The sequence below is a fragment of the Klebsiella sp. CN_Kp106 genome (assembly GCF_040064575.1).
Lineage (GTDB): Bacteria > Pseudomonadota > Gammaproteobacteria > Enterobacterales > Enterobacteriaceae > Klebsiella > Klebsiella michiganensis.
Genome location: NZ_JBEAIG010000002.1, coordinates 16,384 through 29,513, shown reverse-complemented (window position 1 = coordinate 29,513; position 13,130 = coordinate 16,384). Strand labels below are relative to the sequence as shown.

Annotated in this window: 10 protein-coding genes; all 10 read left to right on the top strand. The window is 55.2% G+C overall.

Annotated features, from left to right (window positions below; genetic code table 11):
* The first annotated feature begins 7 nt into the window (after positions 1-7).
* The 10 genes from rseP to accA all read left to right on the top strand — a co-directional run bounded on the left by rseP (position 8) and on the right by accA (position 13,050).
* Positions 8-1,360, top strand: a complete 1,353-nt coding sequence (gene rseP / locus ABLU96_RS02070) for a sigma E protease regulator RseP (protein WP_014228001.1) — start codon at positions 8-10, stop codon at positions 1,358-1,360.
* 31 nt (positions 1,361-1,391) lie between these two features.
* Complete coding sequence (bamA, locus tag ABLU96_RS02065) at positions 1,392-3,821, top strand: outer membrane protein assembly factor BamA (RefSeq protein ID WP_014228002.1); 2,430 nt, start codon at positions 1,392-1,394, stop codon at positions 3,819-3,821.
* 130 nt (positions 3,822-3,951) lie between these two features.
* Positions 3,952-4,437: a molecular chaperone Skp gene (skp, locus tag ABLU96_RS02060; protein ID WP_004098757.1), complete on the top strand. Its 486-nt coding sequence runs from the start codon at positions 3,952-3,954 to the stop codon at positions 4,435-4,437.
* Positions 4,438-4,440: 3 nt separating this feature from the next.
* On the top strand, positions 4,441-5,466 hold the full coding sequence (gene lpxD / locus ABLU96_RS02055; RefSeq protein WP_014837448.1) for a UDP-3-O-(3-hydroxymyristoyl)glucosamine N-acyltransferase: 1,026 nt from the start codon (positions 4,441-4,443) through the stop codon (positions 5,464-5,466).
* Positions 5,467-5,568: 102 nt separating this feature from the next.
* Positions 5,569-6,024: a 3-hydroxyacyl-ACP dehydratase FabZ gene (gene fabZ / locus ABLU96_RS02050; protein ID WP_004098761.1), complete on the top strand. Its 456-nt coding sequence runs from the start codon at positions 5,569-5,571 to the stop codon at positions 6,022-6,024.
* A gap of 3 nt (positions 6,025-6,027) precedes the next feature.
* A complete protein-coding gene (lpxA, locus tag ABLU96_RS02045) occupies positions 6,028-6,816 on the top strand; it encodes an acyl-ACP--UDP-N-acetylglucosamine O-acyltransferase (RefSeq protein WP_004098763.1) in 789 nt (262 codons plus the stop codon).
* The gene (gene lpxB, locus ABLU96_RS02040) at positions 6,816-7,964 is read left to right on the top strand and encodes a lipid-A-disaccharide synthase (RefSeq protein ID WP_025107387.1); all 1,149 of its coding nucleotides are present in this window, start codon (positions 6,816-6,818) and stop codon (positions 7,962-7,964) included. Before lpxA ends, lpxB begins: the two co-directional genes overlap by 1 nt.
* Positions 7,961-8,557: a ribonuclease HII gene (gene rnhB / locus ABLU96_RS02035; protein WP_014228005.1), complete on the top strand. Its 597-nt coding sequence runs from the start codon at positions 7,961-7,963 to the stop codon at positions 8,555-8,557. The genes lpxB and rnhB overlap by 4 nt, the downstream gene beginning before the upstream one ends.
* Before the next feature lie 38 nt (positions 8,558-8,595).
* Positions 8,596-12,078, top strand: coding sequence for a DNA polymerase III subunit alpha (dnaE, locus tag ABLU96_RS02030; RefSeq protein WP_014228006.1), 3,483 nt, complete (start codon positions 8,596-8,598; stop codon positions 12,076-12,078).
* A 12-nt stretch (positions 12,079-12,090) separates the two neighbouring features.
* Entirely contained in the window at positions 12,091-13,050 is a 960-nt protein-coding gene (accA, locus tag ABLU96_RS02025) for an acetyl-CoA carboxylase carboxyl transferase subunit alpha (RefSeq protein ID WP_004137983.1), read from the top strand.
* The last annotated feature ends 80 nt before the right edge of the window (positions 13,051-13,130 follow it).

Sequence of the window (13,130 nt, the reverse complement as noted above, 5' to 3'; positions counted from 1 at the left end):
AGGTTTTATGCTGAGCGTTCTCTGGAATTTGGCTGCTTTTATTATTGCGCTGGGCGTGTTGATCACCGTCCATGAGTTTGGCCATTTCTGGGTTGCTCGCCGCTGCGGTATCCGCGTTGAGCGTTTCTCAATCGGCTTTGGCAAAGCGCTGTGGCGCCGTTTTGACAAGCAAGGAACGGAATTTATTATCGCCCTTATTCCGCTGGGCGGTTATGTCAAAATGCTTGACGAACGCGTTGAGCCCGTGGCCCCAGAGATGCGTCACTCCGCGTTTAACAACAAAACCGTTGGCCAGCGCGCCGCCGTTATTGCCGCGGGGCCAATCGCGAACTTCCTTTTTGCCATTTTTGCCTACTGGCTGGTGTTTATTATCGGCGTGCCAGGCGTGCGTCCGGTCGTTGGCGACATAACGCCCAACTCGATCGCCGCGCAAGCACAAATTGCAAAAGGAACGGAACTTAAAGCGATAGATGGCATCGAAACGCCTGATTGGGATGCAGTACGTATGGCGCTGGTGGCGAAGATAGGCGATCGGCAAACAATAGTTACGGTCGCCCCTTTCGGGACCAATCAACGTCAGGATAAAATCCTCGATCTGCAGCACTGGGCGTTTGAGCCGGATAAACAAGATCCGGTTGCCTCGTTGGGCATTCAGCCTCGCAGCGCGCAGATTGATACCGTCCTGGCTGAAGTACAATCTGACTCGGCGGCGCAGAAGGCGGGTTTGCAAGCGGGCGACAGGATCGTTAAAGTCGATGGTCAACCGTTAACGCAGTGGATGACGTTTGTTAATCTGGTGCGTGATAATCCGGGTAGGGCATTAGTTCTGGACATCGAGCGGCAGGGTAGCCCCCTGTCGGTGACCTTGACGCCGGATACGAAGTCTACCAAAGGCAAAGCGGAGGGGTTTGCAGGGGTCGTACCTAAGGTCATCCCGCTGCCTGATGAATATAAGACAGTGCGTCAGTACGGGCCGTTTGCCGCCATCGCTGAAGCCACGGATAAAACCTGGCAGCTGATGTCGTTAACGGTCCGAATGCTGGGCAAATTGATAACCGGTGATGTCAAACTGAACAACCTCAGCGGGCCGATTTCTATCGCCCAGGGGGCTGGGATGTCAGCGGAATTTGGGTTGATTTACTATCTGATGTTCCTTGCGCTGATCAGCGTGAACCTCGGCATAATCAACCTGTTCCCGCTTCCCGTTCTCGACGGGGGACATCTGCTGTTTTTGGCGATTGAAAAGCTGAAAGGCGGGCCGGTATCCGAGCGAGTTCAAGACTTTAGTTATCGCATTGGCTCAATATTGCTGGTGCTGTTAATGGGGCTTGCACTTTTCAATGATTTCTCTCGGTTGTAAGAGAGTTTGTTAGGAAGAACGCATAATAACGATGGCGATGAAAAAGTTGCTCATAGCGTCGCTGCTGTTTAGCAGCGCAACCGTATACGGTGCTGACGGGTTCGTGGTGAAGGACATTCATTTCGAAGGCCTTCAGCGAGTCGCTGTTGGTGCGGCCCTCCTCAGTATGCCAGTGCGTCCTGGCGATACCGTAACCGATGATGATATCAGTAACACCATCCGTGCTCTGTTCGCCACCGGCAACTTTGAGGACGTCCGCGTACTGCGCGATGGTGATACCCTGCTGGTGCAGGTGAAAGAGCGTCCAACGATTGCCAGCATCACTTTCTCCGGTAACAAGTCGGTGAAAGATGACATGCTCAAGCAAAACCTTGAGGCATCCGGCGTGCGCGTAGGGGAATCCCTCGATCGCACCACGCTGGCTGATATCGAAAAGGGGCTGGAGGATTTCTACTACAGCGTCGGTAAGTACAGCGCCAGCGTTAAAGCTGTCGTGACGCCGCTGCCGCGTAACCGTGTCGACCTGAAGCTGGTATTCCAGGAAGGCGTCTCGGCGAAAATCCAGCAGATTAATATCGTTGGCAACCACGCATTCAGCACCGATGAACTCATTTCTACCTTCCAGCTGCGCGATGAAGTGCCGTGGTGGAACGTGGTGGGCGATCGTAAATATCAGAAACAGAAGCTGGCGGGAGATCTTGAAACGCTGCGCAGCTACTATCTGGATCGCGGCTATGCTCGTTTCAACATTGACTCCACGCAGGTTAGCCTGACGCCGGACAAAAAAGGTATCTACATCACCATCAACATTACCGAAGGCGATCAGTACAAGCTTTCTGGTGTGCAGGTGACGGGTGATCTGGCGGGGCATTCGGCAGAAATCGAAGCGCTGACCAAAGTGGAGCCGGGCGAGCTGTATAACGGCACCAAAGTGACCAAAATGGAGAATGACATTAAGAAACTCCTCGGTCGCTACGGCTATGCCTATCCGCGCGTTCAGTCCCAGCCGGAAATCAGCGATAGCGATAAGACCGTGAAGCTGCACGTGAACGTCGATGCGGGTAACCGCTACTACGTGCGTAAAATTCGCTTCGAAGGCAACGATACCTCGAAAGATGCCGTTCTGCGTCGCGAAATGCGTCAGATGGAAGGCGCCTGGCTAGGCAGCGACCTGGTCGATCAGGGTAAAGATCGTCTGAACCGTTTAGGCTACTTTGAAACGGTTGATACCGATACGCAGCGCGTTCCGGGCAGCCCGGATCAGGTTGACGTGGTCTATAAGGTTAAAGAGCGTAACACCGGTAGCTTTAACTTCGGCGTTGGTTACGGTACGGAAAGCGGCGTCAGCTTCCAGGCCGGCGTTCAGCAGGATAACTGGCTCGGTACCGGCTATTCCGTTGGGATTAACGGCACCAAAAACGACTATCAGACCTATACTGAACTGTCGGTGACGAACCCGTACTTTACCGTGGATGGCGTCAGCCTCGGCGGTCGTGTTTTCTATAACGACTTCGACGCTAACGATGCGGACCTGTCTGACTATACCAACAAAAGCTATGGTACAGACATCACGCTGGGCTTCCCGGTTAACGAATACAATACGCTGCGCGCGGGCCTGGGCTATGTGCATAACAAGCTGTCCAACATGCAGCCTCAGGTATCCATGTGGCGTTATCTGAATTCGATGGGGCAGTATCCGGACAACACCAACGACAGAAACTCGTTCAGCGCTGACGACTTCACCTTCAACTACGGCTGGACGTATAACAAGCTCGACCGTGGCTTCTTCCCGACCGAAGGCTCACGCGTCAACCTGAACGGTAAAGTGACGATTCCGGGATCGGATAACGAATACTACAAAGCGACGCTCGATACCGCGACCTATGTACCGATCGATGACGATCATAAATGGGTGATGTTGGGTCGTACCCGCTTTGGTTATGGCGATGGTCTGGGCGGTAAAGAGATGCCGTTCTATGAGAACTTCTATGCCGGTGGTTCAAGCACCGTGCGTGGCTTCCAGTCCAATACTATCGGTCCGAAAGCGGTTTATTTCCCGGCCAGCAGCCGTCATGACGACGACAGCAGCTACGATAACGAATGTAAGAGCAGCGAGTCCGCACCGTGTAAGTCTGATGATGCGGTGGGCGGTAACGCCATGGCGGTTGCCAGCCTTGAGCTGATCACCCCGACGCCGTTTATTAGCGATAAATATGCGAACTCGGTCCGTACTTCCGTCTTCTGGGATATGGGTACCGTGTGGGATACTCACTGGGATTCAGCCGCATATGGTGGTTACCCGGACTACAGCGATCCAAGCAATATCCGTATGTCTGCGGGTATCGCAGTACAGTGGATGTCGCCGTTAGGTCCGTTGGTATTCTCCTACGCTCAGCCGTTTAAAAAGTACGATGGAGACAAAGCCGAACAGTTCCAGTTTAACATCGGTAAAACCTGGTAATGGTATTGGCTACAATGGAATGTAAGTGCAGTTGCAGTATAGCGCTGACTATTGGCGATAACCGAGGTTATCGCCTGGCCACGCAAATAACGGTACCCCTGGGTACTCATGGGATGGTAAGGAGTTAATTGTGAAAAAGTGGTTATTAGCTGCAGGTCTGGGTTTAGCAATGGTAACTTCCGCTCAGGCGGCAGATAAAATTGCAATGGTTAACATGAACAGCCTCTTCCAACAGGTTGCCCAGAAAACAGGCGTTTCTAACACGCTGGAAAACGAGTTTAAAGGCCGCGCGAGCGAGCTGCAGCGTATGGAAGGCGACCTGCAGTCTAAAATGCAGCGTCTGCAGTCCATGAAAGCGGGCTCTGACCGTACCAAACTGGAAAAAGACGTGATGGCTCAGCGCCAGACTTTCTCCCAGAAAGCGCAGTCTTTCGAACAGGATCGTGCACGTCGTTCTAACGAAGAGCGCGGCAAGCTGGTGACTCGTATTCAGAGCGCCGTGCAGAGCGTGGCTAAAGATCAGAGCATCGATCTGGTTGTTGACTCTAATGCCGTTGCATACAACAGCAGCGATGTAAAAGACATCACCGCTGATGTGCTGAAACAGGTTAAATAAGTAATGCCTTCAATTCGACTGGCTGATTTAGCCCAGCAGTTGGATGCAGAATTACACGGTGATGGCGATATCGTCATCACCGGCGTTGCGTCCATGCAGTCCGCACAAGCGGGCGATATTACTTTCATGGTAAATCCTAAGTACCGTGAACACCTGGCCGCTTGCCAGGCATCTGCCGTCGTGATGACGCAGGATGATTTACCTTTTGCTCATAGCGCCGCGCTGGTAGTGCGTAATCCCTACCTGACCTACGCGCGCATGGCTCAAATTCTTGATACCACGCCGCAGCCGGCGCAGGATATCGCGCCCAGCGCGGTCATCGATGCGACGGCGAAGCTGGGTACCCACGTGGCGATTGGCCCAAACGCCGTGATTGAATCGGGCGTCATCCTCGGTGATAACGTGGTTATCGGCGCGGGCTGCTTCGTTGGGAAAAATACGAAAATAGGTGCCGGCTCGCGTTTATGGGCCAACGTCACCGTTTACCACGACATTGAGATCGGCGAGAATTGCCTGATCCAGTCCAGCACGGTGATTGGCGCAGATGGCTTCGGCTACGCGAACGATCGCGGCAACTGGGTTAAGATCCCACAGCTGGGTCGCGTAATTATTGGCGATCGCGTGGAGATTGGCGCCTGTACGACCATCGACCGTGGTGCGCTGGACGACACCGTCATCGGTAACGGCGTGATTATTGATAACCAGTGTCAAATTGCGCACAACGTGGTGATTGGCGACAACACCGCGGTTGCTGGCGGCGTCATCATGGCGGGCAGCCTGAAGATCGGCCGCTACTGCATGATTGGCGGAGCCAGCGTGATCAACGGCCATATGGAAATCTGCGATAAAGTCACCGTTACGGGGATGGGAATGGTTATGCGTCCTATCACCGAGCCAGGGGTTTACTCTTCAGGTATCCCGCTGCAGCCGAATAAGGTCTGGCGTAAGACCGCTGCGCTGGTACTGAATATTGATGATATGAGCAAGCGCCTCAAAGCCATTGAGCGCAAGGTTAATCAACAAGATTAGTGCTGCGTCCAGCCACATTAAATTTTCGGCCTGTTGCATTCATGAGATTGCCGCAGGCCGTGTTATTATTGCCTTTTAGGATATTTAGACAGGAAGAGTATTTTGACTACTGACACTCATACTCTGCACATTGAAGAGATTCTGGAACTTCTGCCTCACCGATACCCGTTCCTGCTGGTCGATCGCGTGCTGGATTTTGAAGAAGGTCGTTTTCTACGCGCAGTTAAAAATGTTTCTGTAAATGAGCCGTTTTTCCAGGGGCATTTCCCTGGTAAGCCGATTTTACCGGGCGTATTGATTCTCGAAGCTATGGCCCAGGCCACCGGCATTCTGGCATTCAAAAGCGTTGGAAAACTGGAACCGGGCGAGCTGTATTATTTTGCCGGGATTGACGAAGCGCGTTTCAAACGTCCGGTCGTGCCTGGCGATCAGATGATTATGGAAGTCACTTTTGAAAAAACCCGCCGCGGTCTGACTCGCTTTAAAGGCGTTGCAACCGTTGACGGAAAAGTGGTTTGCGAAGCAACGATGATGTGTGCCCGTAGCCGGGAGGCCTGATACGTGATTGATAAAACCGCCTTTATTCATCCTTCCGCCATTGTAGAAGAAGGCGCCGTTATTGGCGCTAACGTCCACGTTGGCCCGTTTTGTATTGTTGGTGCTAACGTCGAAATCGGCGAAGGTACCGTACTGAAATCTCACGTTGTCATCAACGGCCATACCAAAATTGGCCGCGATAACGAGATCTATCAGTTCGCTTCCATCGGCGAAGTTAACCAGGACCTGAAATATGCTGGCGAACCGACCCGCGTGGAAATTGGCGATCGCAACCGCATCCGCGAAAGCGTCACCATTCATCGTGGCACAGTACAGGGCGGTGGATTAACGAAGGTGGGCAGCGATAACCTGCTGATGATCAACGCCCACGTGGCGCACGATTGTACGCTGGGCGACCGCTGTATTCTGGCCAATAACGCGACCCTTGCGGGCCACGTTTCGCTGGATGATTTTGTTATCATCGGCGGCATGACCGCCGTGCATCAGTTCTGCATTATTGGCGCACACGTGATGGTGGGCGGCTGCTCCGGCGTAGCGCAGGACGTTCCGCCGTTCGTGATTGCGCAGGGCAACCACGCGACGCCGTTTGGCGTCAACATCGAAGGGCTGAAACGCCGCGGCTTCAGCCGTGAGGCGATCACTGCGATTCGTAACGCGTATAAGCTGCTGTACCGCAGCGGTAAAACGCTGGACGAAGCGAAAGCTGAAATTGCCGAGCTGGCGGCGCAGTATCCCGAAGTGCAGACCTTTACCGACTTTTTTGCCCGCTCCACGCGCGGCCTGATTCGTTAATGGCTGAATTGCGTCCCCTGACGATTGCCCTGGTCGCCGGAGAAACCTCCGGCGATATTCTTGGTGCCGGTCTTATCCGCGCGCTCAAAGCCCGCATACCTGATGCCCGCTTTGTCGGCGTTGCCGGGCCGTTGATGCAGGCGGAAGGCTGCGAAGCCTGGTATGAGATGGAAGAGCTGGCGGTGATGGGCATTGTGGAAGTGCTGGGTCGCCTGCGCCGTCTGCTGCATATTCGCGCCGATCTCACCCGTCGATTGACCGAGCTTAAGCCAGACGTATTCGTCGGCATTGATGCGCCTGACTTCAATATCACCCTCGAAGGTAATCTGAAGAAGCAGGGTATCAAAACCATCCATTACGTCAGCCCCTCGGTGTGGGCATGGCGGCAAAAACGCGTTTTCAAAATTGGCAGATCCACCGATCTGGTACTGGCATTTCTGCCTTTCGAAAAAGCGTTTTATGACAAATTCAACGTTCCCTGTCGGTTTATCGGCCACACGATGGCGGATGCGATGCCGCTGGACCCGGACAAAGGCGCGGCGCGCGACCGTCTGGGGATCGATCGTAACGTGCATTGCCTGGCGCTGCTGCCGGGAAGCCGCGGGGCGGAAGTTGAGATGCTCAGCGCTGATTTTCTGAAAACGGCGCAGCTCCTGCGAGACCATTATCCCGACCTGGAAGTGGTTGTCCCGCTGGTCAACGCGAAGCGGCGGGAACAGTTCGAGCGCATCAAAGCGGAAACGGCGCCGGATCTTGCCGTCCACCTGCTCGACGGCCGGGCGCGCGACGCGATGATCGCCAGCGATGCCGCGCTGCTGGCCTCCGGCACGGCTGCGCTGGAGTGTATGCTGGCTAAGTGTCCGATGGTTGTCGGCTATCGGATGAAGCCGTTTACCTTCTGGCTGGCGAAACGGCTGGTGAAGACCGACTATGTGTCGTTGCCGAATTTACTGGCCGGGCGCGAACTGGTTAAAGAACTGCTGCAGGATGAATGCCAGCCGCAGGCGCTGGCCGAGGCGCTGAAGCCGCTGCTGGCCGACGGAAAAACCAGCCACGATATGCATGAAACCTTCCGCGCGCTGCATCAGCAGATCCGCTGCAACGCTGATGAGCAGGCGGCGGATGCCGTACTGGAGTTAGCAAAATGATGGAATTCGTATATCCGCATACCCATCTGGTTGCGGGAGTCGATGAAGTCGGACGCGGCCCGCTGGTTGGCGCAGTGGTGACCGCCGCGGTTATTCTCGATCCGGCAAAGCCGATCGTCGGTCTTAACGACTCAAAAAAGCTAAGCGAAAAACGCCGCCTTGCGTTATTTGACGAGATCAAAGAAAAAGCGCTGTGCTGGAGCCTCGGTCGCGCTGAGCCGCATGAAATCGATGAGCTGAATATTTTGCACGCGACCATGCTGGCCATGCAGCGCGCCGTTGCCGGTTTGCGCGTTTCCCCTGAGTTTGTTCTTATTGATGGTAACCGCTGTCCGCCGCTGCCGATGCCGTCACTGGCGGTCGTCAAAGGCGACAGCCGAGTGGCGGAAATCAGCGCCGCGTCTATTCTGGCTAAAGTGACGCGCGATGCTGAAATGGCCGTACTGGACCGGGAGTTCCCGCAGTACGGCTTTGCGCAACATAAAGGTTATCCCACCGCTTTTCATCTGCAAAAGCTGCTGGAACATGGCGTAATCGAGCAATACCGGCGCAGCTTTGGCCCGGTGAAACGCGCGCTGGGCCTGGCGTCCTGAACCGACACGCAAGCAATTAAGTAACGCGGAATCTGAAGATGGCTGAACCACGTTTCGTACACCTGCGGGTGCACAGCGACTATTCCATGATCGATGGTCTGGCGAAAACCGGACCGTTGGTAAAAAAGGCGGCCGCGCTCGGCATGCCTGCGCTGGCGATCACTGATTTTACCAACCTTTGCGGGCTGGTGAAGTTCTACGGAGCAGGGCACGGTGCCGGAATTAAACCCATCGTCGGGGCCGATTTCCACGTTCAGAGCGATCTGCTTGGCGATGAACTGAGCCAGCTGACGGTACTGGCGGCGAACAACGCTGGCTATCAAAACCTGACGCTGCTGATCTCCAAAGCCTATCAGCGCGGCTATGGCGCGGCAGGCCCGATTATCGATCGCGACTGGCTGATCGAATTAAAAGAAGGGCTGATTTTGCTCTCCGGCGGGCGTATGGGCGACGTGGGTCGTAGCCTGCTGCGCGGAAACATGGCGCTGGTGGATCAGTGCGTTGATTTTTATGAACAACATTTCCCTGATTGCTACTTCCTTGAGCTCATTCGCACCGGCCGTCAGGATGAAGAGCCCTACCTGCATGCGGCGGTAGAACTGGCGGAAACCCGCGGCCTACCGGTGGTGGCGACCAACGATGTTCGCTTCCTTGAGCCGGGCGACTTCGACGCCCATGAAATCCGCGTGGCTATCCACGACGGCTTTACCCTCGACGATCCCAAGCGTCCGCGCAACTACTCGCCGCAGCAGTATATGCGCAGCGAAGAGGAGATGTGCGAGCTCTTTTCCGATATTCCCGAAGCGCTGCAAAACACCGTGGAGATCGCCAAACGCTGTAACGTGACCGTGCGCCTTGGCGAGTACTTCCTGCCGCAGTTCCCGACGGGGGATATGACCACCGAAGATTATCTGGTTAAGAAATCCAAAGAGGGTCTGGAAGAGCGTCTGGAATTCCTGTTCCCCGATCCGGATGAGCGGGCTAAACGCCGTCCCGAATATGATGAACGCCTGGATATTGAGCTGCAGGTGATTAACCAGATGGGGTTCCCGGGCTACTTCCTGATCGTTATGGAGTTTATCCAGTGGTCGAAGGATAACGGCGTGCCGGTAGGGCCGGGACGTGGTTCCGGCGCCGGATCGCTGGTGGCCTATGCGCTGAAAATTACCGACCTCGATCCGCTGGAGTTCGACCTGCTGTTCGAACGTTTCCTTAACCCGGAACGTGTCTCCATGCCCGACTTCGACGTTGACTTCTGTATGGAGAAGCGCGACCAGGTGATTGAACACGTCGCGGACATGTACGGTCGCGATGCGGTCTCGCAGATTATTACCTTCGGCACCATGGCGGCGAAAGCGGTTATCCGCGACGTTGGCCGCGTGCTGGGCCACCCGTACGGCTTTGTGGACCGCATTTCTAAGCTGGTACCGCCGGATCCGGGTATGACGCTGGCGAAAGCGTTTGAAGCCGAGCCGCAGCTGCCGGAGATTTACGAGGCGGACGAAGAGGTTAAAGCGCTGATCGACATGGCGCGTAAGCTCGAAGGGGTCACCCGTAATGCCGGTAAACATGCGGGCGGGGTGGTGATTGCGCCCACCAAAATAACCGATTTTGCCCCGCTGTACTGCGATGAAGCGGGCCAGCATCCGGTTACCCAGTTTGATAAGAACGACGTTGAATATGCCGGGCTGGTGAAGTTCGACTTCCTCGGTCTGCGTACGCTCACCATCATTAACTGGGCGCTGGAGATGATCAACGCCCGACGCGAGAAGAACGGCGAGGGGCCGCTGGATATTGCCGCTATCCCGCTGGATGATAAAAAAAGCTTCGACATGCTGCAGCGTTCGGAAACCACCGCCGTCTTCCAGCTTGAATCGCGCGGTATGAAGGATCTGATCAAGCGTCTGCAGCCTGACTGCTTTGAAGATATGATCGCTCTGGTGGCCCTGTTCCGACCGGGGCCGCTGCAGTCGGGAATGGTGGATAACTTTATCGACCGTAAGCACGGTCGCGAAGAGATATCGTATCCGGACGTACAGTGGCAGCACGAATGCCTGAAACCGGTACTGGAGCCAACCTATGGCATTATCCTGTACCAGGAACAGGTCATGCAGATTGCCCAGGAGCTTTCCGGCTATACCCTCGGCGGCGCGGATATGCTGCGTCGTGCGATGGGTAAGAAAAAGCCGGAAGAGATGGCCAAGCAGCGCGGCACCTTTGAAGAAGGGGCGAGAAAGCGCGGCGTTGACGGCGAACTGGCGATTAAAATCTTTGACCTGGTAGAGAAGTTCGCCGGTTATGGATTTAACAAATCGCACTCTGCCGCTTATGCTTTAGTGTCCTATCAGACGCTGTGGCTGAAGGCGCACTATCCGGCTGAATTTATGGCGGCGGTAATGACCGCGGATATGGATAACACCGAGAAGGTCGTCGGCCTGGTGGATGAGTGCTGGCGGATGGGGCTGAAAATCCTGCCGCCGGATATTAACTCCGGCCTGTACCATTTTCACGTTAACGACGATGGCGAAATCGTTTATGGTATCGGCGCCATCAAAGGCGTCGGCGAAGGTCCGATAGAAGCGATCATTGAAGCCCGTAATCAGGGCGGCTATTTCCGCGAGCTGTTCGATCTCTGCGCGCGTACGGATATTAAAAAGCTCAACCGCCGGGTGCTGGAAAAACTGATTATGTCCGGGGCCTTCGACCGCCTCGGGCCGCATCGCGCGGCGTTAATGAATTCACTGGGCGATGCGCTAAAAGCCGCCGATCAGCATGCCAAAGCCGAAGCTATCGGTCAGGCGGACATGTTCGGCGTACTGGCGGAAGAGCCTGAGCAAATTGAACAGTCCTACGCCAGCTGCCAGCCGTGGCCGGAACAGGTCGTGCTGGATGGCGAAAGGGAGACCCTGGGGCTGTACCTGACCGGGCATCCGATTAACCAGTACTTGAAAGAGATCGAGCGCTACGTAGGCGGCGTACGACTCAAAGACATGCATCCGACCGATCGTGGTAAAGTGACCACGGCGGCCGGGCTCGTTATTGCCGCGCGGGTCATGGTCACCAAGCGCGGCAATCGTATCGGCATCTGCACGCTGGATGACCGTTCCGGGCGTCTGGAGGTGATGTTGTTCACCGACGCCCTGGATAAATACCAGCAGCTGCTGGAAAAAGACCGCATACTTATCGTCAGCGGACAGGTCAGCTTTGATGACTTCAGCGGGGGGCTTAAAATGACCGCTCGTGAAGTCATGGACATTGACGAAGCCCGGGAAAAATATGCTCGCGGGCTTGCTATCTCGCTGACGGACAGGCAAATTGATGACCAGCTTTTAAACCGACTCCGTCAGTCTCTGGAACCCCACCGTTCGGGAACTATTCCAGTACACCTCTATTATCAGAGGGCGGATGCACGCGCGCGGTTGCGTTTTGGCGCAACATGGCGCGTCTCTCCGAGCGATCGTTTACTTAACGATCTGCGTGGCCTTATCGGCTCGGAGCAGGTGGAACTGGAGTTTGACTAATACAGGAATACTATGAGTCTGAATTTCCTTGATTTTGAACAGCCGATTGCAGAGCTGGAAGCGAAAATCGATTCTCTGACTGCGGTTAGCCGCCAGGATGAGAAACTGGATATTAATATCGATGAAGAAGTGCATCGCCTGCGTGAAAAGAGCGTAGAGCTGACGCGCAAGATCTTCGCCGATCTTGGTGCATGGCAGGTTGCGCAACTGGCGCGCCATCCACGTCGCCCGTACACCCTGGATTATGTCCGCCTGGCTTTCGACGAATTCGACGAACTGGCCGGTGACCGTGCCTATGCTGACGATAAAGCTATCGTCGGCGGGATTGCGCGTCTGGACGGGCGTCCGGTAATGATTATCGGCCACCAGAAAGGGCGCGAAACCAAAGAGAAAATTCGCCGCAACTTCGGTATGCCGGCGCCGGAAGGCTATCGTAAGGCACTGCGCCTGATGGAAATGGCCGAACGCTTTAAAATGCCGATCATCACCTTCATCGACACCCCGGGCGCCTACCCGGGCGTCGGTGCGGAAGAGCGCGGCCAGTCTGAAGCGATTGCCCGCAACCTGCGTGAAATGTCGCGTCTGAGCGTCCCGGTTATCTGCACCGTTATCGGTGAAGGTGGTTCCGGCGGCGCGCTGGCAATCGGCGTGGGCGATAAAGTGAATATGCTGCAGTACAGCACCTATTCCGTTATCTCCCCGGAAGGCTGTGCCTCCATTTTGTGGAAAAGCGCCGATAAAGCGCCGCTGGCCGCCGAAGCGATGGGGATTGTTGCCCCGCGTCTGAAAGAGCTGAAGCTGATTGACTCCATCATTCCTGAGCCGCTGGGCGGCGCGCATCGTAATCCGGAAGTCATGGCCGCCTCTCTGAAAGCGCAGCTGCTGGCCGATCTGGCTGACCTCGATGTTCTGAGTGAAGAAGAGCTGCTGAACCGTCGCTATCAGCGTCTGATGAGCTACGGCTACGCCTGATTATCTGACTCATTTTTTATCCCTAAGGGCCGGATTTTCCGGCCCTTTTTTTATGTGTTGTTTACTGAGACGAGATGAGA